Origin of the sequence: Pseudomonas sp. B21-056 (assembly GCF_026016325.1) — a bacterium.
Classification (GTDB): Bacteria; Pseudomonadota; Gammaproteobacteria; order Pseudomonadales; family Pseudomonadaceae; genus Aquipseudomonas.
In genome coordinates, this window is sequence record NZ_CP087203.1 from 5393278 (window position 1) to 5417457 (window position 24180).

General features: G+C 60.7%; 20 protein-coding genes, 4 tRNA genes and 1 pseudogene. 8 read left to right on the plus strand and 17 right to left on the minus strand.

Translation table 11 applies throughout. The features are described 5' to 3' along the window. Window positions 1-29: 29 nt before the first annotated feature. On the plus strand, window positions 30-203 hold the full coding sequence (locus LOY67_RS23460; protein ID WP_003185543.1) for a DUF3094 domain-containing protein: 174 nt from the start codon (window positions 30-32) through the stop codon (window positions 201-203). Between the two features lie 79 nt (window positions 204-282). Next, window positions 283-1581 carry an NAD(P)/FAD-dependent oxidoreductase gene (locus tag LOY67_RS23465; protein ID WP_265064649.1) on the plus strand — a complete coding sequence of 433 codons (1299 nt, stop codon included), beginning with the start codon at window positions 283-285 and terminating at the stop codon, window positions 1579-1581. Window positions 1582-1731: 150 nt separating this feature from the next. Here LOY67_RS23465 and LOY67_RS28695 read toward each other — a convergent pair whose 3' ends face one another. The 9 genes and pseudogenes from LOY67_RS28695 to rluD form a co-directional block, all read right to left on the minus strand. Further along, window positions 1732-2595: a methyl-accepting chemotaxis protein gene (locus LOY67_RS28695; protein WP_413776229.1), complete on the minus strand. Its 864-nt coding sequence runs from the start codon at window positions 2593-2595 to the stop codon at window positions 1732-1734. Then, window positions 2587-3396 (minus strand): annotated as a pseudogene (locus tag LOY67_RS28700) (MCP four helix bundle domain-containing protein); the annotation flags it as partial. The gene LOY67_RS28695 and the pseudogene LOY67_RS28700, both read right to left, overlap by 9 nt. A 110-nt stretch (window positions 3397-3506) precedes the next feature. Then, window positions 3507-3583, minus strand: a tRNA-Pro gene (locus LOY67_RS23475). A 94-nt stretch (window positions 3584-3677) separates the two neighbouring features. Further along, a tRNA-Lys gene (locus tag LOY67_RS23480) sits at window positions 3678-3753 on the minus strand. 5 nt (window positions 3754-3758) lie between these two features. Next, a tRNA-Pro gene (locus LOY67_RS23485) sits at window positions 3759-3835 on the minus strand. Window positions 3836-3842: 7 nt separating this feature from the next. Next, window positions 3843-3918 (minus strand) — tRNA-Asn (locus LOY67_RS23490). Window positions 3919-4227: 309 nt separating this feature from the next. Next, the gene (clpB, locus tag LOY67_RS23495) at window positions 4228-6792 is read right to left on the minus strand and encodes an ATP-dependent chaperone ClpB (RefSeq protein WP_265064651.1); all 2565 of its coding nucleotides are present in this window, start codon (window positions 6790-6792) and stop codon (window positions 4228-4230) included. 320 nt (window positions 6793-7112) lie between these two features. Next, window positions 7113-7838, minus strand: coding sequence for a peptidoglycan editing factor PgeF (gene pgeF, locus LOY67_RS23500; protein ID WP_265064652.1), 726 nt, complete (start codon window positions 7836-7838; stop codon window positions 7113-7115). After that, window positions 7835-8797 carry a 23S rRNA pseudouridine(1911/1915/1917) synthase RluD gene (rluD, locus tag LOY67_RS23505; protein ID WP_265064653.1) on the minus strand — a complete coding sequence of 321 codons (963 nt, stop codon included), beginning with the start codon at window positions 8795-8797 and terminating at the stop codon, window positions 7835-7837. The genes pgeF and rluD overlap by 4 nt, the downstream gene beginning before the upstream one ends. A 150-nt stretch (window positions 8798-8947) precedes the next feature. Between rluD and LOY67_RS23510 the strand changes: the two genes are divergently transcribed. The 4 genes from LOY67_RS23510 (at window position 8948) to LOY67_RS23525 (ending at window position 13242) form a co-directional block, all read left to right on the plus strand. Then, window positions 8948-9964, plus strand: a complete 1017-nt coding sequence (locus LOY67_RS23510) for an outer membrane protein assembly factor BamD (RefSeq protein ID WP_265064654.1) — start codon at window positions 8948-8950, stop codon at window positions 9962-9964. A 125-nt stretch (window positions 9965-10089) separates the two neighbouring features. Then, a complete protein-coding gene (locus LOY67_RS23515; RefSeq protein ID WP_265064655.1) occupies window positions 10090-10323 on the plus strand; it encodes a PP0621 family protein in 234 nt (77 codons plus the stop codon). Next, entirely contained in the window at window positions 10313-11902 is a 1590-nt protein-coding gene (locus LOY67_RS23520; RefSeq protein ID WP_265064656.1) for a two-component system sensor histidine kinase NtrB, read from the plus strand. The genes LOY67_RS23515 and LOY67_RS23520 overlap by 11 nt, the downstream gene beginning before the upstream one ends. Beyond that, on the plus strand, window positions 11899-13242 hold the full coding sequence (locus LOY67_RS23525) for a sigma-54-dependent transcriptional regulator (RefSeq protein ID WP_265064657.1): 1344 nt from the start codon (window positions 11899-11901) through the stop codon (window positions 13240-13242). Before LOY67_RS23520 ends, LOY67_RS23525 begins: the two co-directional genes overlap by 4 nt. Before the next feature lie 205 nt (window positions 13243-13447). Here the strand turns inward: LOY67_RS23525 and LOY67_RS23530 are convergent, their stop codons facing one another. Continuing rightward, a complete protein-coding gene (locus tag LOY67_RS23530; protein WP_265064658.1) occupies window positions 13448-13813 on the minus strand; it encodes a DUF6124 family protein in 366 nt (121 codons plus the stop codon). Between the two features lie 418 nt (window positions 13814-14231). Between LOY67_RS23530 and LOY67_RS23535 the strand changes: the two genes are divergently transcribed. Continuing rightward, a protein-coding gene (locus LOY67_RS23535; protein ID WP_265063257.1) for an IS3 family transposase occupies window positions 14232-15379 on the plus strand; the annotation gives its coding sequence in 2 pieces (ribosomal slippage) (window positions 14232-14487 and window positions 14487-15379; 1149 coding nt in all). An 846-nt stretch (window positions 15380-16225) separates the two neighbouring features. After that, window positions 16226-17194 (plus strand): IS110 family transposase, encoded by a 969-nt coding sequence (locus LOY67_RS23540; RefSeq protein WP_265063452.1) that lies wholly within the window; start codon window positions 16226-16228, stop codon window positions 17192-17194. 90 nt (window positions 17195-17284) lie between these two features. Here the strand turns inward: LOY67_RS23540 and thiO are convergent, their stop codons facing one another. The 7 genes from thiO to LOY67_RS23575 are packed head-to-tail and all read right to left on the minus strand — an operon-like array spanning window position 17285 to window position 24077. Further along, entirely contained in the window at window positions 17285-18385 is a 1101-nt protein-coding gene (gene thiO, locus LOY67_RS23545) for a glycine oxidase ThiO (RefSeq protein ID WP_265064659.1), read from the minus strand. Between the two features lie 55 nt (window positions 18386-18440). Further along, window positions 18441-18842 (minus strand): type IV pilin protein, encoded by a 402-nt coding sequence (locus LOY67_RS23550; RefSeq protein ID WP_265064660.1) that lies wholly within the window; start codon window positions 18840-18842, stop codon window positions 18441-18443. Window positions 18843-18853: 11 nt separating this feature from the next. Then, window positions 18854-21961 carry a pilus assembly protein gene (locus LOY67_RS23555; protein WP_265064661.1) on the minus strand — a complete coding sequence of 1036 codons (3108 nt, stop codon included), beginning with the start codon at window positions 21959-21961 and terminating at the stop codon, window positions 18854-18856. Next, on the minus strand, window positions 21948-22427 hold the full coding sequence (locus LOY67_RS23560) for a PilX N-terminal domain-containing pilus assembly protein (protein WP_265064662.1): 480 nt from the start codon (window positions 22425-22427) through the stop codon (window positions 21948-21950). Before LOY67_RS23560 ends, LOY67_RS23555 begins: the two co-directional genes overlap by 14 nt. Before the next feature lie 11 nt (window positions 22428-22438). Next, the gene (locus LOY67_RS23565) at window positions 22439-23152 is read right to left on the minus strand and encodes a PilW family protein (RefSeq protein WP_265064663.1); all 714 of its coding nucleotides are present in this window, start codon (window positions 23150-23152) and stop codon (window positions 22439-22441) included. Next, window positions 23149-23607 carry a type IV pilus modification protein PilV gene (pilV, locus tag LOY67_RS23570; RefSeq protein ID WP_265064664.1) on the minus strand — a complete coding sequence of 153 codons (459 nt, stop codon included), beginning with the start codon at window positions 23605-23607 and terminating at the stop codon, window positions 23149-23151. Before pilV ends, LOY67_RS23565 begins: the two co-directional genes overlap by 4 nt. Beyond that, window positions 23604-24077 (minus strand): GspH/FimT family pseudopilin, encoded by a 474-nt coding sequence (locus tag LOY67_RS23575; protein WP_265064665.1) that lies wholly within the window; start codon window positions 24075-24077, stop codon window positions 23604-23606. The genes pilV and LOY67_RS23575 overlap by 4 nt, the downstream gene beginning before the upstream one ends. Between the last annotated feature and the right edge of the window lie 103 nt (window positions 24078-24180).

A 24180-nucleotide genomic window follows, 5' to 3' on the forward strand; every position in this document is an offset into this window, starting at 1 on the left:
CTTCGCAACGTCTACCTGACGAGGCCTTTATGACCAGCCGCCTGAACCCTGACGACCAGAAGCATGTCGAAGAGTACCTGCAACTGTCCCAGCACCGAGTCGAGCGCCGGCCCTTTCGGCCGTGGATGCTCCTGGTGGTGGTACTGGCCGTGACCATCGGCCTGGGCCTGCTGAGCCGACTGATCAGTTACCTGACGCTATGAGCCATGGGTGTCGCGTTTCACACGACACCGCTCGCGAGGGTAACGGCACCGATTTCCTTTAGCCTTGCGAGATATCCCCATGACTCATCGTATTGTCATCGTTGGCGGCGGCGCCGGCGGCCTGGAGTTGGCTACCCGCCTGGGTAAGACTCTGGGCAAGCGTGGCACGGCCAGTGTGATGCTGGTCGACGCGAATCTGACCCACATCTGGAAACCCCTGCTGCACGAAGTCGCGGCCGGTTCCCTGAACTCTTCCGAAGACGAACTCAACTACGTCGCCCAGGCGAAATGGAACCACTTCGAGTTCCAGCTCGGGCGCATGAGCGGTCTGGACCGCGAACGAAAAAGTATCCAACTGGCCGCCACTTACGACGAAGCCGGTCTGGAACTGCTGCCGGCCCGTGTGCTGGGCTACGACACCCTGGTGATTGCTGTCGGCAGCACCACCAACGACTTCGGCACCGAGGGTGCGGCGCAGCATTGCCTGTTCCTCGATACCCGCAAGCAGGCCGAGCGTTTCCATCAGCAATTGCTCAACCATTACCTGCGCGCCCATGCCGGTCAGACCGATGCGGTGGAGCGGATCAGCGTCGCCATCGTCGGTGCCGGTGCCACCGGCGTCGAACTGGCGGCCGAGCTGCATAACGCCGCCCATGAACTGGCGGCCTATGGCCTGGACCGGATCAAGCCGGAAAACATGCACATCACCCTGATCGAAGCCGGGCCACGGGTGCTGCCGGCGTTGCCGGAGCGGATCGGCGGGCCCGTGCACAAGACCCTGGAGAAACTCGGGGTCAATGTCATGACCAACGCCGCTGTCAGTCGGGTCACGGCCGAGAGCCTGATCACCGTCGATGGCAAGGTGATCGACGCCAGCCTGAAGGTCTGGGCCGCCGGGATCCGCGCACCGGATTTTCTCAAGGACATCGACGGCCTGGAGACCAACCGGATCAATCAACTGCACGTGCTGCCGACCCTGCAGACCACCCGCGACGAGAACATCTTCGCCTTCGGCGACTGCGCCGCCTGCCCGCAACCGGACAGTGACCGCAACGTGCCACCCCGTGCCCAGGCCGCGCACCAGCAGGCATCGCTGCTGGCCAAATCCTTGAAGCTGCGGATCGAAGGCAAGGCGTTGCCGCATTACAAGTACACCGACTACGGCTCGCTGATCTCGCTGTCGAAGTTCTCGGCGGTGGGCAACCTGATGGGCAATCTCACCGGCAGCGTGATGCTCGAAGGCTGGCTGGCGCGGATGTTCTATGTGTCGCTGTACCGCATGCACCAGATGGCGTTGTATGGGATGTTCCGTACGGCGATGTTGATGCTGGGCAGCAAGATAGGACGTGGGACCGAGCCGCGGCTCAAGTTGCACTGAAGACAGTGGTTGCCTGAAATACCGCTTTCGCGAGCAGGCTCGCTCCCACATTGATCGCATTCTCCTGAGAATACTCGGTCAACTGTGGGAGCGAGCCTGCTCGCGAAGACGGCAGTGAAGTGCCGTCGATGCTGATTTAAAGCCCCGCCCTCAAACCTGAAACCGCTGCACCATCGTGCGCAACGAATTCGCCAGTTGCGACAGTTCATGGCTGGACGCGCTGGTCTGGTCTGCACCAGTGGCCGAGCGCACCGACAGGTCACGGATATTCACCAGGTTGCGATCAACCTCGCGGGCCACCTGTGCCTGTTCTTCGGCGGCGCTGGCGATGACCAGGTTACGTTCGTGGATTTCGCTGACCGACGCGGTGATGGTCTGCAACGCCTCCCCCGCCCGTTCCGCCATCGCCAGGGTGCTGGCGGCGCGTGTCGAGCTGGCCTGCATGGAATCCAGGGCCTGGGCGGCGCCGCTGCGCATGCCCTGGACCATCTGTTCGATTTCCTGGGTCGATTGCTGCGTGCGATAAGCCAGCGCTCGCACTTCATCAGCCACCACCGCAAACCCTCGACCGCTTTCGCCGGCCCTGGCCGCTTCAATGGCGGCGTTGAGGGCCAGCAAATTGGTTTGCTCGGCAATGGCCCGGATCACGTCCAGGACCTTGCCGATATCCTGCGATTGGTTGGCCAAGGATTGCACCAGCCCACCCGTCACCTTCACGTCGCTGGCGAGGGCACCAATCGCGTCAACCGTGTCGCTGACCCGCTGCTGCCCGAGGGATGCCGACTCACTGGACTGACGCGTGGCGTCGGAGGTGGAAACCGCGTTGCGCGCCACTTCCTCTACGGCAGTGGTCATTTCGGTGACGGCCGTGGCGGCTTGTTCAATTTCATTGTTCTGCTGTTGCAGGCTCTGGGTGCTGTCAAGGGTGACGGCGTTCAGCTCATCGGCTGCCGTTGCCAACTGCGTCGCCGAACCACTGATGCTCTGCAACGTATCGCGCAGGTTTTTCTGCATGGTCGCCAGGGCCTTGAGCAAGCGGCTCACTTCGTCGTTACCATGGGTTTCGATCGGCCGGGTCAGGTCACCTTCAGCCACGCTTTCTGCGGCGCTCAGCGCTTCACCCAGGGGCTTGACGATGCTGCGGGTGAGCAACATTGCCAGGGCCACCGTAGCCAGGGCGGCCAGCACGATGAAGAGGCTGACGATCATGCGGGAATTGGCGTAGTGCTCTTGGGATTTCTGGCTCTCGAGGGACACTTGCTTGGAGAACAACTCCGCCAGATCGTTGAGCTGCTTGCCGGAACCGTCCACCACGGTTTTCATATCCACCAGCAGCAGCTTGATCAGCTCGTCGCGGCGCCCCTGCTCCGCGAGGATGAAGGATTGCGCGATACCCGCGCGGTAGGTGGCAAAATTCTGCTTGAACTGATCGTAGAGCGCTTTGCCTTCAGGGGTCACGACGAGTTTTTCGTAACTGGCGATTTTTTCGCTCAGTTCCTTGTCACGGACATCCATTTGCCCACGGTAGACCGAGGTGTTCTTAGGGTCCTGGTCCAGGGCCATGCGCAGGGAGATGGTGCGAATGCGCAGCATCCATTCGCGAATCTCGTCACCACCGCGAATGCTGGGCAGCCATTGGGTTTCCACCGCGACCTCGCTGTCACGGATACTCGACATCTGCCCTAGCGCAAACATTCCGAGCAGTGCCACCAACACGGCGATCAAGGCGAAACCCAGCGCCGCGCGAGGGGCGATATTCAGTTGACGAAGAAACATAACGGGCGCCTTTATTGTTATTGGCCTGAAATGGGGCATGCCCCTGTCGGTGGGCTATCGGCAGGTTGTACGATAACTTAAGACTTTCAGCCAGCTTTTCACGCACGCAAAAAAAATCCCCGTATCTTTCGATACGAGGATTCTTAATATGGTCGGGGTAAGGGGATTCGAACTCCTGACATCCTGCTCCCAAAGCAGGCGCGCTACCGGACTGCGCTATACCCCGGTAATAAAAAGGCGACCTCTTCAAGTCGCCTTCTTCGATCAGCGCTTTTGGCCTCTGATCTTAAGATTCGATTCCAGCGAACTGGTCTCAAAAATGGTGGGTCGTGTGGGATTCGAACCTACGACCAATTGGTTAAAAGCCAACTGCTCTACCAACTGAGCTAACGACCCAAATATGGTCGGGGTAAGGGGATTCGAACTCCTGACATCCTGCTCCCAAAGCAGGCGCGCTACCGGACTGCGCTATACCCCGATTGAAATGGCTCCGTGACCAGGACTCGAACCTGGGACCCAATGATTAACAGTCATTTGCTCTACCGACTGAGCTATCACGGAACTGATATTTCAAGTTACAACCTTGAAGCTCGATTGAGTCCAGCTTCAACCTCTTCTACCCGTCTGCATCGCTGCATTCGTGTGTCTGAGGCGCGCTATTCTACAATCTTAAAAACCTCTGTCAACCCCTTAAATTGCTTTCAAGACAATGATTTGCAACTTATTTTGGATTCCTTCTCAGGGAGAAGTGACCCTTGGGGTGACTGACTGCGGGGCGCACTTTACAAGCCTTTTCCTTTGAGTTCAACGGCCTGATGAAAAAAATGGCCTCGCAGTGCGAGGCCATTCGGTCAACAGCGATGCGACCTGTCAGTGGAAGACGATTTCGTCGTTCTCCACCGCTCCGGTTACGGTTTCGCCCGGCATGAAGCGCCCGGACAGGATCAACTGCGCCAACGGGTTTTCGATCCAGCGCTGGATGGCCCGCTTCAACGGCCGCGCCCCATAGACCGGGTCGTAACCCACGGCAATCAGCTTGTCCAGGGCCTCGTCGCTCAGTTGCAGTTTCAGCTCGCGCTCGGTGAGGCGGCTGCGCAGGCGACCCAGCTGGATCTCGGTAATGCCGGCAATCTGATCGCGGGCCAGCGGTTCGAAGATCACCACCTCGTCGACCCGGTTGATGAACTCCGGCCGGAAGTGGGTAGAAATCGCGTCCATCACCGCAGCCCGTTGCGCCTCGCGATCCCCCACCAGTTCCTGGATCTGCGCGGAGCCCAGGTTGGAGGTCATCACGATCACGGTGTTGCGGAAATCCACCGTGCGCCCGTGGCTGTCGGTCAGGCGGCCGTCCTCCAGCACTTGCAGCAGGATGTTGAACACATCCGGGTGGGCTTTCTCGACTTCGTCGAGCAGGATCACCGAGTACGGCTTGCGGCGCACCGCTTCGGTCAGGTAACCGCCCTCTTCATAGCCGACATAACCCGGCGGTGCGCCGATCAGCCGGGCCACGGAGTGCTTCTCCATGAACTCGGACATGTCGATGCGCACCATCGCTTCCTCGGTGTCGAAGAGAAACTCGGCCAATGCCTTGCACAACTCGGTTTTACCGACACCGGTCGGGCCGAGGAACATGAACGAACCACTCGGACGGTTCGGGTCCGACAGACCTGCTCGGGACCGACGCACGGCATTGGCGACCGCCACGACCGCTTCATCCTGGCCGATCACGCGCTGGTGCAGCAGGCTTTCCATCTTCAGCAGTTTGTCGCGCTCGCCCTCGAGCATTTTCGACACCGGAATGCCGGTCCACTTGGACACCACCTCGGCAATCTCTTCCTCGGTGACCTTGCTGCGCAGCAACTGGTTTTCACTCTTGCCGTGCTGGTCGACCATCTGCAGGCTGCGCTCCAGGTCCGGGATCACTCCGTATTGCAGCTCGGCCATGCGATTGAGGTCGCCTTTGCGGCGGGCCGCTTCCAGCTCCTGGCGGGACTGTTCGATTTTCTGCTGGATCTGCGCCGAGCCCTGGACCTCGGCTTTTTCCGAGTTCCAGATTTCCTCGAGATCGGAATACTCGCGCTCGTGACGAATGATTTCCTCCTGCAATTTCTCCAGGCGCTTCTTCGCCGCTTCGTCGCTTTCTTTCTTCAGGGCCTGGGATTCGACCTTGAGCTGGATCAGGCGCCGTTCCAGGCGATCCAGCACTTCCGGTTTGGAGTCGATTTCCATACGGATGCGGCTGGCGGCCTCGTCGATCAGGTCGATGGCCTTGTCCGGCAACTGGCGGTCGGTGATGTAGCGGTGGCTGAGCTTGGCCGCCGCGATGATCGCGCCGTCGGTGATCGCCACTTTATGGTGGACTTCATAGCGCTCTTTAAGGCCGCGCAGGATAGCGATGGTGTCCTCTTCGCTCGGCTCGTCCACCAGTACTTTCTGGAAGCGCCGCTCAAGGGCCGCGTCCTTCTCGATGTACTGGCGGTACTCGTTGAGCGTGGTCGCGCCGACGCAGTGCAACTCGCCACGGGCCAGCGCGGGCTTGAGCATGTTGCCGGCGTCCATCGAGCCTTCGCCCTTGCCGGCGCCGACCATGGTGTGCAACTCATCGATGAACAGAATGATCTGTCCTTCCTGCTTCGACAGTTCGTTGAGCAGGGCCTTGAGGCGCTCTTCGAACTCGCCACGGTACTTGGCACCGGCAATCAACGCGCCCATGTCCAGGGACAGTAACCGTTTGCCCTTGAGGCCGTCCGGCACTTCACCATTGATGATGCGCTGGGCCAGACCCTCGGCGATGGCGGTCTTGCCCACGCCAGGTTCGCCGATCAGCACCGGGTTGTTCTTGGTGCGGCGTTGCAGCACCTGGATCGTGCGGCGGATCTCGTCATCGCGGCCGATCACCGGGTCGAGCTTGCCTTCCTCGGCACGCTTGGTCAGGTCAACGGTGTATTTATCCAGCGCCTGACGGGACTCCTCGTGGTTGGCGTCGTTGACCGCTTCGCCGCCACGCAGGTTGTTGATGGCATTCTCCAGGGCTTTCTTGCTCACGCCCTGGCCGAGCAGCAATTTGCCCAGCTTGCTGTTCTCGTCCATGGCGGCAAGCAGTACCAGTTCGCTGGAAATGAACTGGTCGCCCTTCTGCTGGGCCAGACGGTCGGCCTGGTTGAGCAACCGCGCCAGATCCTGGGACATGTTCACGTCGCCGGTCGGATTCTGGATCTTGGGCAGGTGGTCGAGCTCTTTCGCCAGCTCTTTACGCAGGCTGTTGACGTCGAAGCCCACCTGCATCAGCAAAGGCTTGATAGAGCCGCCCTGCTGCTCGAGCATGGCCTGCATCAAATGCGCCGGTTCAATGCCGGGATGGTCCAGGCCGACGGCCAGGGACTGGGCATCGGACAGCGCCAATTGCAACTTGCTGGTTAAACGGTCAATACGCATAAGGTCACCTTCCTATTGAGCAGGCCGGACCGAAAAACATCCTGAATGAAGAAACCTGCCAGATACCGATATAGATGTGGTCGATTATGGAAGATTCAAGCGCGAATCGTTGACTCAGATCAGTCAGATGAGGGGCTGTGAGGAGCCGGGATTGCCCGCGATGACGGTGGCGCCTTCAAAACATCGTGCAAGCTGACAGGACGCCATCGCGAGCAGGCTCGCTCCCACAGTGGGTCTGTGGTGCATACAGTACTTATGGACAACGCGGGACTTGTGGGAGCGAGCCTGCTCGCGATAGCGGCGGCACGCCGAACAACCCTCTACCGTTCGATCCAGACCAGCGAAGCGAAGCGGCCGGTACGCGGGTTGCGACGGTAGGAAAAGAAGCGGGGATCGGTCACGGTGCACAGCCCGCCGCCGTAGACCGCCGTGACACCCCGCTCCGCCAGCCGCAGACTCGCCAGCGCATAGATGTCGGCCAGGAACTTGCCAGCATTGTGGCTCGGCACAAAGGCCTGCACCGCCTCGGGCAACTGCGCGACGAACGCCTCACGCACCTCCGGCCCAACCTCAAAGGCTTGCGGGCCGATGGCCGGGCCGAGCCAGACGAGAATTTCATCCGCAGGCAGCGCAAGGCTGTCGAGGGTGGCCTCCAGCACGCCATTCGCCAGCCCGCGCCAACCGGCATGGGCGGCCGCGACGCGAGTGCCGGCGCGATTACAGAACAGCACAGGCAGACAATCCGCCGTCATCGCCGTACAGGCGATACCCGGTGTGGCGGTCCAGCTGGCATCGGCGGTCACCACCTGGGTCGGATCGGCCTCGACCACGTCTATTCCGTGGACCTGCTGCAGCCAGGCCGGACGCATGGCAAATCGATCGGTGAGACGGCGACGGTTCTCGGCAACGGCCGCAGGGTCGTCATCCACATGGTTACCGAGGTTGAGGCTGTCGAACGGCGCCAGGCTGACGCCGCCCGCACGGGTGGTGACGCAGGCCTTGACCCGGGTCGGCGCGGGCCAGTCGGGTAGCAGCCAGTCACTCATCCGATGAATGCCTCGCGGTCCTGCTTGAGCAACGTCAGCAGCCAGACGAAGTCATCCGGCAACGGCGACTCCCAGCTCATGCGCTTACCGGTGGTCGGATGATCCAGTTCCAGGAAACGCGCATGCAGCGCCTGGCGCGGGAAGTGTTTAAGGGATTCGACCATGGTCACGCTGGCAGCCGGCGGAATGCGGAAACGGCCGCCATAGGCCGGGTCGCCCACCAACGGGAAGTTGATGTGGGCCATGTGCACGCGGATCTGGTGAGTACGACCGGTTTCCAGCTTGACCCGCACATGGGTGTGAGAGCGGAAGCGTTCGAGCACGCGGTAGTGACTGACCGCCGGCTTGCCGCCTTCCATCACCGCCATGCGCTGGCGTTGCTGGCCGTGACGACCGATGGGCGCATTGATCTTGCCGCCGGCGGTCACCACACCGATCACGATGCATTCATAGATGCGGCTGACACTGCGGCTTTGCAGTTGTGCGACCAGTTGGGTCTGCGCCTGGATGGTCTTGGCCACCACCATCAGACCAGTGGTGTCCTTGTCGAGACGGTGGACGATACCGGCCCGGGGCACATTGACGATGTCCGGCACGTGGTGCAGCAGGGCATTGAGCAGGGTGCCGTCGGCATGACCGGCGGCCGGATGCACCACCAGGCCCGCAGGCTTGTTGATCACCAGGATGTCGTCGTCTTCATAGACGATGTCCAGGGCAATGTCCTGGGCAACCCATTCTCCCTGGGCCTCCTGTTCGGCCGTCAGCTCGAGGATGGCGCCGCCATGGACGATGTCGCGCGGACGGATGACCGCCCCATCCACCGTCAGGCGGCCGTCCTTGATCCAGGCGGAAAGGCGCGAGCGCGAATGCTCGGTGAAGAGTTGGGCAGCGACTTGATCGAGGCGTTGGCCGCCCAATTCGGACGGCACCTCTGCGCGAAGTTCTATTTTATCGGACATGCTCGGACTGGGCGTCGGCACAGCCTTTGGTTTCGGCTGCGCGCTTGTGGTTAAATACGGCGTCTTTTGCCCCGAGGCTTTCAACGGGGCGCTCATCATAACAGGACGGCCCCGCCCAAGACAGCGGCCGTCATAGGGACGCAAGCCGCCATGCAAGTGAAACACCTGCTGCTGATCGCCATCCTCGCATTGACTGCTGCTTGCTCGTCGAAGGAAGTCGTAGACGAAAACCTGAGCGAAGTCGAACTGTACCAACAGGCGCAGAACGACCTGGACAACAACAGCTACACCAGTGCTACCGCCAAGCTCAAGGCCCTGGAGTCGCGGTATCCGTTCGGTCGCTACGCCGATCAGGCCCAACTGGAGCTGATCTACGCCAACTACAAGAACGCCGAGCCGGAAGCGGCGAAGTCCGCTGCCGAACGCTTCATTCGTCTGCATCCACAGCACCCGAATGTCGATTACGCCTATTACCTCAAGGGCCTGACCTCCTTCGACCAGGACGTCGGCCTGCTGGCGCGCTTCCTGCCGCTGGACATGACCAAGCGTGATCCGGGCGCCGCGCGCGACTCCTACAACGAGTTCGCCCAGTTGACCAGTCGTTTCCCCAACAGCCGCTACTCACCGGATGCCAAGCAGCGCATGATCTACCTGCGCAACCTGCTGGCCTCCTACGAAATCCACGTGGCCGACTACTACCTGACCCGTCAGGCCTACGTCGCCGCCGCCAACCGTGGCCGCTACGTGGTGGAAAACTTCCAGGAAACCCCATCGGTGGGCGACGGCCTGGCGGTGATGACCGAAGCGTACCAACGCCTGCACCTGGACGAACTGGCGGCCAGCAGCCTGGAAACCCTCAAGCTGAACTACCCGGATCACCCTTCCCTGGCCGACGGCCAGTTCACCCCACGCGTTGCAGAAGCCGACAACCGTTCATGGCTGAGCAAGGCAACCCTGGGCCTGATCGAGTCTCGTCCACCCCTGCCACCGGGCGAAACCCGCGCCAACCAGGACATACAGCGTCAATTCCAGGACGCCAAGGAAGCCATTCCTAATGAGCTCAAGCCCAAGGATGAGAATGGCGATGTGATCGAAGAGCCGGAGCCTGAGAACAAATCCGGTGACCGCTCCTGGTTCAGCTACATGACCTTCGGCCTGTTCGACTGAGCACAGGGCACCAGCAAAAAGGGAGACCCGACGGTCTCCCTTTTTTGTGCCTGGATCCTATTGAACTGTGCGCCGCTCCAGTCCTTGGCTAAACTGCCTCATCTCTCGCCAGAAAGCCGCCCATCATGCTTCGTCTATTGATCTTGTTCGCCGTCGTCGCCTCTGCCATATGGATCTTTCGCAACATGAAGCCCAAGGCCTCCGCAACAAGGCCCTCCCGGGAGCAGGATGCGCCGCCCATGGTGCGTTGCGCCCACTGTGGCGTGCACCTGCCCCGCGACCGGGCGCTCCCCCTCGAACAACAGTGGTATTGCAGCCAGGCTCATCTGGAGCAAGGCCCGGGCCCTCGTGATCGCTGAGGCATCAAGTCCTCGCGTCAGACAGACGCAGCGGTTGCTGCGCCTGTATCACCTGTACCGCTTGAGTATCGGCATCACCCTGGTACTGCTGATCTCCAGCAACATGGACAACCGCCTGCTGGCGTTCGCCAACGATGACCTGCTGCGCAGTGGCAGCTGGCTATACCTGGTGCTGAACATCCTGCTGGTGGTGTTCCTGGAAAACACCCGGCGCCCTGCGCGACTGTTCGGCTTGGCGCTCACCGATGTGCTGCTGCTGTCGTGGCTGTTCTTTGTTGCGGGCGGCGCCCCCAGCGCCATCGGCAACCTGCTCATCGTCTCGGTCGCCATCGGCAATACGCTGTTGCGCGGCCGGATCGGCCTGTTGATCGCCGCCGTCGCCACAATCGGCATCGTCGGATCGAGTTTCTTCCTTGGCCTGAACGACTCGAGCCTTCCCGGCAGTTATTTGCAGGCCGGCACCCTGGGCGCGCTGTGCTTCGCCGCCGCGCTGCTGGTACAGGGCCTGACCCGGCGACTGGAAGCCAGCGAAACCCTGGCCGAGCAGCGGGCCAGCGAGGTGACCAGCCTCGAAACCCTCAACGCCCTGATCCTGCAGCGCATGCGCACCGGCATCCTGGTCCTCGACCGTCAACGCCGGGTGCAACTGGCCAACGAAAGCGCCTTGAACCTGCTGGGCATGCACGACCTGATCGGCCAACAAATCGATGACTATTCCAGCGCCCTGGTCGAACGCCTGCAACTGTGGCTGAACAACCCCAGCCTGCGCCCGTCAAGCCTGACCATTGCCGGCACGGGCCTGACCCTGCAACCGAGCTTCATCGTCCTTGGGTACAACGAACAGCATCAGATCCTGGTATTCCTCGAAGACCTGGCCCAGGTTGCCCAGCATGCCCAACAACTGAAACTCGCTTCGCTGGGGCGCCTCACGGCCGGCATCGCCCATGAAATCCGCAACCCCCTGGGAGCGATCAGCCATGCGGCACAATTACTGCGCGAGTCCGAGGAACTGAACGACGCCGACCGGCGTCTGACGCAGATTATTCAAGACCACTCCCAACGAATGAATCGCGTCATTGAAAACGTCCTGCAATTGTCCCGGCGCCAGCAAACCACGCCCCAACGCCTGGATCTGCGGGCCTGGCTCGAACAGTTCGCAAGGCAAGCCCATGAACACGCGGCCGAGCACCAGCAACTGCACCTGAGTATCGAACCGGGGGACTACATCACCCTCATGGATCCCGACCAACTCACCCAGGTGCTCGATAACCTGCTGCGAAACGCCTGGCGTCACAGTGCACTGGCCCATGAGAAGGCCGAGGCCTGGCTGAACCTGTTCGTCGACCCACACAGCCGTTTATCCACGTTAGACATCATCGACAACGGCCCCGGCGTAACACCGGACCAGCAGGCGCATCTGTTTGAACCGTTCTTCACCACCAGCAGCCAGGGCACCGGCCTTGGGCTCTATCTGTCCCGTGAGCTGTGCGAAAGCAACCAGGCCCGCCTAGACTTCAAACCACGCCAAGGCGGCGGCTGCTTTCGCATCACTTTTGCTCACGGACGGAAACAGATTTGAATACACGCTCACGGCAACGAATCCTGATCGTCGATGACGAACCGGACATCCGCGAACTCCTGGACATCACCCTGGGCAGGATGAAACTCGACACCCGCAGCGCCAGGAATCTTGCCGAGGCCCAATCCCTGCTGGCGGACGAAACCTTCGACCTGTGCCTGACCGACATGCGCCTGCCCGACGGCACTGGCCTGGAACTGGTGCAACACATCCAGCAACGTTATGCCCAACTCCCCGTGGCGATGATCACCGCCTACGGCAGCCTGGAAACCGCCATCGACGCCCTCAAGGCCGGAGCCTTTGACTTCCTGACCAAACCGGTCGACCTGGGTCGGCTGCGGGAACTGGTCACCAGCGCCCTGCGTCTGCCGTCCGCCGCCGCCCCGGCCACCCTCGAACGCTGCCTGCTGGGCGACTCCCCGCCGATGCGCAGCGTGCGCAAACAGATCGAAAAACTGGCCCGCAGCCAGGCGCCGGTGTACATCAGCGGGGAATCCGGCTGCGGCAAGGAACTGGTGGCACGACTGATCCACGAACAAGGCCCCCGCTCCAGCCGAGGCTTTGTGCCAGTCAACTGTGGGGCGATTCCGACAGAGCTGATGGAAAGCGAGTTTTTCGGCCATCGAAAAGGCAGCTTCAGCGGCGCCATCGAGGACAAGCCCGGACTGTTCCAGGCCGCCCACGGTGGCACCCTGTTTCTTGATGAAGTGGCCGACCTGCCCCTGGCAATGCAGGTCAAGCTATTGCGGGCGATCCAGGAAAAAGCCGTGCGCGCCGTGGGCGGCCAGCAGGAGGAAGTGGTGGATGTACGCATCCTCTGCGCAACCCACAAGGACCTGGACGCCGAAGTCGCCGCCGGGCGCTTCCGCCAGGATCTGTACTATCGCCTGAACGTCATCGAACTGCGCGTCCCGCCCCTGCGCGAACGCCGCGAAGACATCGAACCGCTGGCCAACCACATGCTCCAGCGCCTGGCTGCCACCACCAGCAACCCTGCGGCCAAGCTTCATCCCCAAGCCCTCGAAGCCCTTCGCAACTACCGTTTCCCCGGCAACGTGCGAGAGCTGGAAAACATGCTCGAACGGGCCTACACCCTCTGCGAACACCAGCAGATCGAAGCCGACGACCTGCGCCTGGCCGAAGGCAATGGCATCACCGATGCCAGCAACCCCGATCTGATGCGGGTCGACAACCTGGAAGACTATCTGGAAGACGTCGAACGCAAAGTCATCCTCCAGGCCCTGGAGGAAACCCGCTGGAACCGCACCGCCGCAGCGCAGCGATTGAAGCTGTCGTTTCGGTCGATGCGGTATCGGTTGAAGAAGTTGGGGTTGGATTGAGGGAAGCCGCCACCAATGGCTGGGCTCTCACCGCCCCTGTGGCGAGGGGATTTATCCCCGCTGGGCTGCGTAGCAGCCCCAAGACAGCCAATACAAATCTGCCTGATACACCGAGATGTAAGGATCTAGGGCCGCTTCGCAGCCCAGCGGGGATAAATCCCCTCGCCACAATCGTATTTAGCCCGCCAGTTCTATTGATCAGTTCCTAATTCGCCGTCACCGGCACCCGCTCATCCAACACCCGATTGGCCAGCAATTCGCTCAGCTCGATCAGCTGTTGCACACCCAAAGCAACATGCCGGCGCGAACCGTCAAGCTCGAAAGCAAGGTCGCTGAGCGTTGCGTTCGCGGATGCCAGGGTTTCGCTTAGGTTGGCGAGGAGGCATTCGGCGTCAATGCCCTCTACGACGGTGAACAGTTGGTTCGAGGCTGGCTTCTTTTTGACTTCAGGTGCAGGGGCCAGGTAATAGTCTAGGGCCCGCTTGGCGGCTTCATCGAGCTTTTGAGGATCGAGCCCGCCATGGGCTGATGAGGAATCTGTTTCAGGGGGATTGGGTGTGACTTTGATCATCGTGCATCTCCAAGGTTTTGGAGCTGCCACCGATCGCCGCGACGCAATTGGAGGTGGCAGCTGTACGCGGGTTCGCGGACCGAGACCTTGGTACCCGGCATACCCGAAGGTATCCCACGCACAGCCAGCCATGACAGAACGATAGATGCCGAAGCACCATCGTAGGCTGGAATTATGCACCAAGTTAGCGGGCCGCGACGCCCGGACGCTGAATTGGCAGCGACCGAAAAAGGTTAGCGATAAGCCTTCCCACCCGGCAACCGCCAAAGCTCGTCGGAAAAATCAGCTTAAGCTTGGACGTTGTCCGACCATTCCCACAAATCTCGAACAGCCGTCAGCTCACTCACAACGACTCTGAGCTGGTCTAATGGCCCCGGACACCTCAATGGGTGAAACTACACCCATTGAGGAATATTCCATGACTAAGAAATACAGAAAATTCGACGCCGAGTTCAAGCTGAAGGTCTGCAAGATGATTGTTGATCAAGGTCTGAGCGTGAACTCGGTTTGTACCGATTTAGGCCTGAGCGACACCGCCGTGCGCCGCTGGGTTCAGCAGTATCAAACCGAGCAGTCGGGCGGTACGGGGATTGGCAAACCATTGACCAGCGACCAGCAGCGTATTCGCCAGCTTGAACAGCAAGTCCGCGAACTGAAGACGGATAATGACATATTAAAAAAAGCTACGGCCTTCTTTGCCCGCGAGTTGAAGTGATCCACCAGTTGGTTCACCAAATTCAATGCAAGGCCTACCCGGTGGCGCGTATCTGCCGGGTGTTGCGGATCAGTCGTTCGGGGTTTTACGAAGCTCGTCAGAGGCGTTTGAAGCCAAAACCTGTGTGCTCGGTTGCCGCTCAGCTCAAGGCTGCCTTCGTGTCCAATGAACACTGTTATGGCAGTCGTCGTTTGGTGAAAGCGCTGCGTGACACTGGCGTCTCCGTTGGGCGGAACAAGGTCCGCCGCCTGATGAAACAACAGGATTTGCGCCCGATCTGGAAACGCAAGTTCGTTCATACCACTGACAGCAATCACAATTTTCCGGTGGCTGAAAACCTGCTCAATCGCCAGTTCAACCCCGAGCGCATCAACCAGTCGTGGGTCGCTGACATCACTTACATCCGTACCCGCAGCGGCTGGTTGTACCTGGCGGCCGTCATGGACCTGTACTCACGCAAAATCGTGGGCTGGGCCATGGCACCCCACATGCGGGCAGAGTTGGTATGCAGTGCGATGCAACTGGCCATCGCGCAGAGGCAACCTGAACCGGGCCTGATCGCACACTCGGATCGAGGCAGCCAGTATGCCGGTACGGATTACCAGGACTTGCTGACGCGACATGGAATGCGTTGCAGCATGAGTCGCAAGGGCAACTGCTGGGACAATGCGGTCATGGAGCGCTTCTTCTTGAATCTGAAGATGGAGCGTGTTTGGCGCAAGGATTACGCCAACCATGGCGAAGCGATCAAGGACATCACGGACTACATCGTGCGGTTCTACAACGGAAGGCGAATCCATTCATCCTTGGGCTATTTACCGCCCAATCAGTATGAGCGGCAAGCAGCCTGAAAAACACCGATTGAGGTGTCCGGAAAAAGTTGACCACCTCACTCTGTGGCGGCCGGTTATTTCTCAGCCAACGCCAATCCCCGTGGGAGCGAGCCTGCTCGCGATAGCGGCGGGTCAGTTTGAATACATGTTGAATGTACCGACGCCATCGCGAGCAGGCTCGCTCCCACAGTGGGCTTGAGTCAACCGGAAGAGCCAGGCCGGCTGTAAGGCCGCCTTCGCGAGCAAGCCCGCTCCCACAGTTGGATCGGAGTACACCTGAAAGAGCCAGGCCGGCTGTAAGGCCGCCTCGCGGTGGACGTTGATCTCGGCGCCCCGTTAACCACGCTGGCCGAACGCAGGTATTGCGTAGTGGGCATCCCGGCATGGATGCCGGGATAGCCGCGCTGGGCCATGGATGGCCCTTCGCGGCGGGCCCACGGAGCAATGCCGGAGTGAGGGCATGCCGAGCCTTAGCGAGGCACCGAGTGGTGGGGCATGTAGCGCTTTGGTTACTTTCGCCTGGGCCGGCATTCCGGCTTTTCGAAAGTGACCCGCTGTAAAAGCGGAACCCTAAGTGGCCGTTGCCGCAGCAACGGATATGTACCCGATCAACAACATCCTGGCCGTCTGTCAGGACGCCATCGCGAGCAGGCTCGCTTGTATGGTAGGACTTGAAGGGAGGAGGAGGGACAAGGTTCGCTTCTGACTGTTAGCCGCAGTACAGACCGTGGGAGATTTTACCCCTCCTCCTTTCACACCCAAGCGCCGATAAAGAATGCATCTGGCCTAGACCGACGATAGGAACAAGCCTGCGCCTCTGGGTGAACCCTTCAAGTGTTCAAACCTTAGCCCGGAGAGTTTTCAATGGCAATGCCGATTCCCCTCGTCAAGCCGATTGTGGGTGTGGATGTCGCCAAGGATGAGTTGGTGATGTATCACGCCGAAACCGATCAGCTTGAGATAGTCCCCAATAACAAAACTGCGATTAAGAAGTGGCTCAAGGCCTTGTCCATGCAGGTGGATATTGCCATCGAAGCCACCAATATCTATCACCTGGAGTTCGCCGATCTGGCTCACAAGGCCGGCTGCGTGATCTACATGGTCGGTGGCTATGAGCTCAGTCACTACCGCAAAGGCGTGAACGTGCGCGCCAAAACCGATGCACTGGATGCTCGCCTGTTGGCCCGTTACCTGAAGAACGAAGGCCAGGAACTGCATCCCTGGAACCCGCCATCGCCCTTGTATCGCCGGCTCGTAAGCCTTTTCCGACGCCGTGCGGCTGTGGTCCAGGCCCGTGTCAGCCTGAGCCAAAGCTGGGCGAACGAGCCGTTACTCAAAGCCGCGTTCAAACGCCAGATAGGCGCGATGCAACGGCTGGAAACCCTGGTCGAAAAAAAGATCCAGGATGAGCTGAAGGACGCAGGCTTGCTGGGTCAGCTCAAGCGCTGCATGAAAGTTGAAGGCATTGGCCTGTTGACCGGCGCCCGGTTGCTCACCTCGTTTCAGCGGGGGGATTTCAAAAATGCCGATGCCTTCATCGCTTTTCTGGGGCTGGACCTGCGCATATCGCAATCAGGGCGAAAACAGGGTCGCCGCTGCTTGACCAAACGAGGTGATCCAGAAGCTCGCCGACTGCTGCACAACGCAGCGATGTCGGCAAGGCGCACGGAGCGATGGAAGGGGTTCTATGAGGCGTTGCTGGCACGGGGACTAAGTACAACTCAGGCCATGGTGGCGCTGTCGCGCAAGCTTGCCCGCGTAGTATTCGCTCTGCTGCAGAATCAGAGCGAATACCTGCCAGAAAGGCATTTGAAGGCTAGTCATGCACCATAGAATCTCCCACACTTGAATCGGAGTACAGCCGAAAGAGCCAGGCCGGCTGTAAGGCCGCCTCGTCACCAGGCGTTGCTCCACAGCCAGACCCTACAAGCGCCCCGCCGGCGAATACGGCGCAGGATCAATCACCGGCTCACGCCCCAACATCACATCCACGAACAACTGACACGAAGCCGGCGCCAACACCAACCCATTGCGATAATGCCCACAGTTCAACCACAGCCCCGCAAACCCCGGCACCTCACCGATATAAGGAATACCCTCTGGCGATCCCGGCCGCAGCCCCGCCCAATGCCCGACCAACTCAGCCTCGGCCAGCGCCGGAATCAACTGCTGCGCCGAAGCCTTCAGGCTCTCCAGCGCAACATCGGTCGGGGTCTTGTCGAAGCCTTCGCGCTCCAGGGTACTGCCCACCAGGATATGCCCATCACGACGCGGGATCGCATAACGGCCCTTGGCCAGGACCATGCTCGACAAAAAGTCGGACGAGCACTTGTACAGGATCATCTGCCCCTTGACCGGCTCGACCGGTAACTTCAGGCCCAGGCTCTTGAGCAACTCCCCACTCCAGGCGCCAGCGGCCAGCACCACCTGATCGCCACGAATAGCCCCGGCCGAGCTGTCCACTCCCACGACACGCCCGCCGTCGCGGATGAAGCCACTGACCTCGCATTGTTCATGCAGCGTGACCCCGGGCAGCGCCAGCAACGCAGCCTTGAGGGACTTCACCAACCGGGGATTGCGCACGTTCGCCACGTCAGCCATGTGGATCGCCCGGGAGAACCCTGAACCCAGTACCGGCACCGCGTCATGGACCGCCGAGATATCCACAGCCCGCAGCGGCCGCCCTTCCCGCGCGGCCCAGGCCAGCGCCTCGTCCTGGTCGTCCAGATCCAGCCAATACAATCCGGTGACATGCACCTGGGGATCGATCCCGGTAGCCGCGAACAAACGCTGGCCCAGCTGTGGATAAAAATCCTGCGACCAGTGCGCCAGCGCCGTAACCGCCGGGCTGTAGCGCCACGGGTACAACGGAGAAACGATGCCGCCACCGGCCCAGGATGATTCCTTGCCGACATTGGAGCGCTCCAGCAGCACCACACGCTGCCCTTCGGACGCCAGATTGAACGCGGTCAGCAGGCCAATGACTCCGCCGCCGACAATCACCACTTGCTGTTGCCTGGTCATGTTCTGATTCGACTCATAAAACTGAAGGGCGCGACAGGGCGCCCGAAAAGGAAACTCAGCGGCCCCAGCAATCCTTGGTGGTCAGCCCGGAAGCGGCATTGAGCATGCTGCGCACGCCGGTATTGTTGATGGTGAAATCACCGCACTTGTCCGTCGCCATGGATGAGCCGCTTTTACGTACCGCGGTCAGGGTAAAGCTCTGGTCCGCCAATGTCCGGTTGATGGTGTAGAAGTCATTACCGTTACTCAGCCCAGTCGCATTGGTATAGACGTTGTTCTTCGAATAGAAGCGCTCAAGTATCTGCGCCTGCTCCGACAACAGCCCGGCGATTTCAGCGCGTCGGCCTTTTTTCATGTACTCGGTCAGGCTCGGGTAGCCGACGGTGACCACGATACCGATGATCGCGATCACGATCATGATTTCGATCAAGGTGAAGCCCCGGTTGGTTCTGCGCATTCCCTTACCCCTCACTGTATTTGCCGCCACATGACGCGACGACTGCCGCCCACGGATTTGCCCACCAGGTCGGTGATACCGCCACTGGAGTCGTTCACGATCATGTTGGTGGCTCCGTTGGCGTTGACGACGGCGCTCAAGGTCGGGATACCACCAGTGAACACCACCCCGGCGGAGATCGTGTCGAGGCTACTGAGCTTGCCGTCAGCATTGGTGTCGAGCACCGCATAGTTGAGCATCTTACCGCTGAACGCATCCACTTCGATCAATTTGCCGGTGCCGAAGCTGGCGCAGGGGTCGGTAGTGTCCACGGCTGCCGTGGTGAAGACCACGCGCCCGAGCACCAGGTTGGCCGGATTGATCACCCGCTCCCCAGTCAGCGCGTTGTTGTACACCAAGGGCAGATACCAGCCCTTTTTTGCCGGGTAGGTCACGTCAGTCTGGCTGGTGGTCACGAATTGCCCCGTACTGCCCGAGAACACGCCGGTGATCGACTGGGCCTGCAAGCTCGACACCGTGATCTGCCCAGCACCACCGGTGGCATCCCAGATCGAGTAGAAGCCTTGCAGATCCTTGTTGAGCTTGTCCGTTGCCTCATTGAATTTACCGGTACCGAAAAAGACCTGGACCCCACCCTGGGGATTGTCTGCCAGCAACGGTTGAACGGTGATGGGCTGGGTCGCTCCACCGGACGTGGTGAACAAAGGCTGGCCGGCAAACGCCAGCCCCCAGGTGGTTGGGGACGTGCCGCTGAGGTCGAACTTCCACATCCGCCCTTTCAAGTCACCGCCGTAGGCCGCCTGCACCACATTCTGGGAGTTGACCCGCAGCTTGACCGAGGACAGGCCGTTATCGGTCTCGCTGCTGTTGATGACGATTTTGCGGATCAGCGAACCGTCGCGGATATCCACCACGTACAACGCCGCCACACCGCTATTGCTGCCGTAGCCATTGGAAATGAACGCCGCCCAACGGCCGTCCGCCAGCCGAGCGACTTCGGGGCGGGCATAGGCGTAGCCCAGGTCGTTGAAGGTATTGGTCGTGTTGGCAACGCTCGGCGCGCTGATCTCCCATAACGCTCGAATGGTATTGCCGGCCGTCGCATCGAACAGTTGCACCGCAAAGAAGGTCCTGCCCCCGGCCCCGGTCCCCCCCACGGCCAGCGTTTTCCAGGCACTGCCCGACTGCGTATCGAATACGCCAACCTGCCCATCCACCAGGAACCGGTGGCTCACCCCATTGATGTAGTTGATATCGGCAATGTCATCCAGCGCCGGCAACACGCTCGAAGGCATGTAGGCGTAGCGCCGCGTGCCATTGGCGGCGTTGATGACGCTGAAGAAGCCGTCATTGGCGTTCACCACGAGGCTGGTGTTCATACCCGCCGCCTTGGTCGCCAGGTATGTGCTGTAGCTGGTGTCGTTCAGCAGGTCCGCGGCGGTCTGGTCATTGGGCGACGCCAGCACCAGCGGCGAGTTGATGATGTCCCCCAGCAACACACTGCGTACCTTCAAGCCGGTCTTGTTGGTGCCCTTGCTCCACTCCACCAGATCGTTGCCGGTGATTCCCGCGGGCAGGTTCTGGTTGAGGCTGGTTTGCTGGGCCATTGAAAAGTTGCCGTAGGACAGGGTCACCGGCGTATTGGTCGTGGTGTTCCACGATTGATAAAGCGGTGCCGTGGCACCGGGAACAATGGCGGTGTCGGTGCTCCACTGCACCGCAGCCTTGTCGACAGTGCCAGTTGAAGTGAAGCCAAAGGCCCGGATGATCCCGCGCCAGTCCTTTGGGTCATAGGTGGTCTGGTAGAAGCTGGAGGTGCTGGATAACGTCGCACCGTTGGTGGCGCCGCCGCCACCCGACCCGGCCTTGGAGGTGATGTCGCTCAGGGCCGACGACAGGGCCGAGCTCAGGCCTTCGCTGTCGGTCGCCTGGTAATACCTGCCTGCACCGTAGCGAGCGGCGTCGGACAGCATCTGGTTGGTCGCGGTGAAACCGACGGTGTAGGTGTTGAGGTACTGCCGGGGGAAATCCGCAGTGTCCCAGCTCTTGCCGGTGGCATCGGTACCGGTGGAGCGCATGTCGATGTCGAAGGCGAACTTGGCGATGTCGTCCAGGTACAGCGTGTCGCCCTCGCCATCACCACTGGGGTTGTCGCCGTCATTGGTGCTGATACCGTCCCAGTTTGGCAGGCGGGAGCCGCCCTGCGGGTCGTTGGTAGGGAACGTCCGGTCATAGGTGGGGAAGCCGTCGGTAATCACTACGCCGAAGTTTTTCTGGCAACGGTACTGGATCGGGCTGGTGTAGGTACTGGGCGTGCCGTTGTAGTACGGCGCCATGCCCCGGAAATAGCGGGTGACTTCGTAATAGCTCTCGGCCAGCGGTGTATTGGCAATGGCGCCCAGGCCGTTGATGGCGTTGATCAACGCGGTGTAGTTGCTATTGGCCTGGGTCTGGGTAACGCTGCCGGTGACGGGCGACAGGTCGCTGACAGAGCGGGCGATAAAGCCTCCCGGGCCAGAGTTACTGCTGCTGGGCGGGTTGAAGGTCGCAAGGCCGATGCGCAGGGCACGGTTGCTGGCGACCAGGTCGTTGGAGACATCCCGGGCCACATTGATTCGGTAATCATTGGGGATCGTGCCAGAGGTAAAGTCGCGACTTGAGCTGTTGGCCAGCATCACCAGATAAGACAGGTAGTTGGCTGTGTAGCGGGTGTTGCCGTTGCCCACCGGGTCCGGCAACCGCAGACAGACCCGCCCGAAATTATTTCGATAGAAACCGTACCAGTTGCCGCCGTTCGAGCAGCCGCCACGGGTGAGGCTTGCCAGCAAGACATTGCCATCGTCCATATCCAGCTCACTAACGCTGTTGCAGTTATTGCTCGAGTCGCAGGTGTAAATGGTCGGCCGCGTCACCGTCGGATCAAACCCCGCCGCCCAGATAATGTTGTTCATGCTCCCCGAGTCGTCGATCAGCAGCATCACGTTCGGCGTCACCGCAGCAGCACTCAACAACGGCGAATCCGAAGGCGTGAACCCATAGACCGGGGCAGCCAGGTAGAGGCTGAGCAATACACCCCACAGCGCCTGTCTCCAGCCGTGGCGAGCTTCAATATTTCGCATAGATGCTCTCCACCACGCTGCGCTGGTTATTCCCCACCACCGCTACTGCTGTGATCCGGTACAGCGTCGCCGAGGTACCGTTCGGCACATTGACCGCCGCGAGAGTGGTACCAATGTTCTGCACGCCATAAAACCCACCCGCGGCGGCGACCCAGGTGACCCCCGACGATGAGTTGCGCCCAGCCCCCGTCAGCGTGGCGGACTCCGCCGGTGGCGCACATTGAATAACAGTGGTGCAGACTGCCAGCGCATACGTCTCCACCTGCACGGCGTTCTCGCCCATTCTCAGCACCGCCTCGGCCGTCTGGAACGACTGGTTGCGCAGCATGACGCTGCTGGTCATTTTTTCCTGGAGGGTGGCGCTTTGCATCGACGACAGGCCGATCAGCGTGAGCAACAACAGAAAAACCAGGCTGACCAGCAATGCCATGCCGCGCTGACGGTGCTCGAAGGGGCCGGATTTCATCAAGCGCCCCCTCACAAGAGCCGGTTACGCAAGGCGGCAACCACATTGAAGGTCTGGTCGCGCACGTTGTTCTTCGGATCGAAGAGCGTCAGGGTCAGGCGCACGCTGCGGATCAGTGCCGGGTCAGTCGGGTTGCTGCTGTAGCTCGCGGCCGCAACGTCCGTCGAGCTGCCGGCCACACCGAAGGTCACGTTGAATGTGCGCACATTGTCCACCAACACCGCCAGGGTCGGGTTGCCGGCCCCGGTGCCCATCGACAACTGGTTGTTGCTGAAGCTGTAGATCAACCGGCGTACCGGAAAAACCAACTGTCCGGCCGCCGGGGCCCGTGCGCCAGTGTAGGCCGTGGCCGAGGTACGGCAGTCGGAAAGGACGGTCCAGGTCGGCACGCCGCCACTGTTGCCCACATCCGTCGTCACCAGGGTCATTTTCAGGTTGGCGTTGTCCCAGCGGATCGGCGTGATCTGGCTGGCATTGAAGTCCCCTGCCGAGGACGCGTCGGTAATGCTACCCAGGCAACCGAACATCCCCACCATGCGAATCTCCTGGACCATCTTGCTCAGGGCAAAGCGTGCATCCTCCTGCATCACCGCCGCCGCACTCTGGCTGATGTAGGTGTTCTTGGCGGCGATGAAGATCTGCACCACACCCAGCACCACGATGAGACTGATGACCAGCGCGATCATCAACTCGATCAGGCCGAAGCCCCGGCTACGTCTGTTCATGGCGTCCCCACCGGATCGACGGCGGCGCGGCTGGTCAGCACGAAACTGCGCCGTGCATCGGCCGCGTTGGTGGTGTTGGCGGCCCGGGCATCGTCCCAGGAAATGGTGATGGTGTAGACCCGCTGGTTCAGCGCGATGGTCCCGGTGGCCGTGGCGCCGCCGAAGCTGACGATGTTGGTCTTGAAATCGTAGAGGTCCTGGTCCCGGGTCACGTTGAGGTTGGGTGAACTGGGCGGCGTGACGGTGTAATCGGCAGCGGAGTTGGCGCGGATGCGGTCCAGCATATCGTAGGCGATGAAGCTGGCCTGGCTGGTCATCCGCGAGCTGTCGGTGTACTTCAGGGCATTGAGCTGGACCATCGCCGCCCCCAGCAAGCCCACACCGAGAATCAGCACGGCCACCAGCACTTCGATCAGCGTCATGCCCGCCTGTGGCTTTCTACTGCAACCCTTCATCCGCAACTTCCACCCAATACGATTCGTCCATTGAGGCAAACACTCAGCGTCCTGCTCTGCGTCCCCCGTACATAATTGAAGCTCACCGGCGTGGCCGGTGCCGATAACCCACCCAGATTGTTGAAATCGATGTTGGTCACGTCTGAGGTTAGCGTCAGAGTCGTCCCACTGCTCATTGCTGGAACAACCCGCAATACATTGGCCGGATTGCCAGTACCGTCGTACACCGTCAGTTCTCCGCTCCAGACGCTGCCCTGGGCGGTGGGGCGAATGCGCGTGGTGACACCCCGGTCGATCGCCTCCATGCGGGCAAAGTTCAGGGCCCGACGCAGATCGCCGATCTCGGTGTCCGCCTTGGTGCTCTGCATCGAGCCGGTGAAGGCCGGCACCGCCATCGTGATGAGGATCAGCAGTACGCCAAGGGCGACCAGCACCTCGATCAGCGTGAAACCTTTTGTACGAAGATCCATCGATGCCCTCCGTTGCCGTCGGCTATACCTGCTTCTGTAACGCTAGAACAAACCATTGCCGTGTGCTTGATGCAGTTCATCACTGGGCAGTGACCTGTGGCGA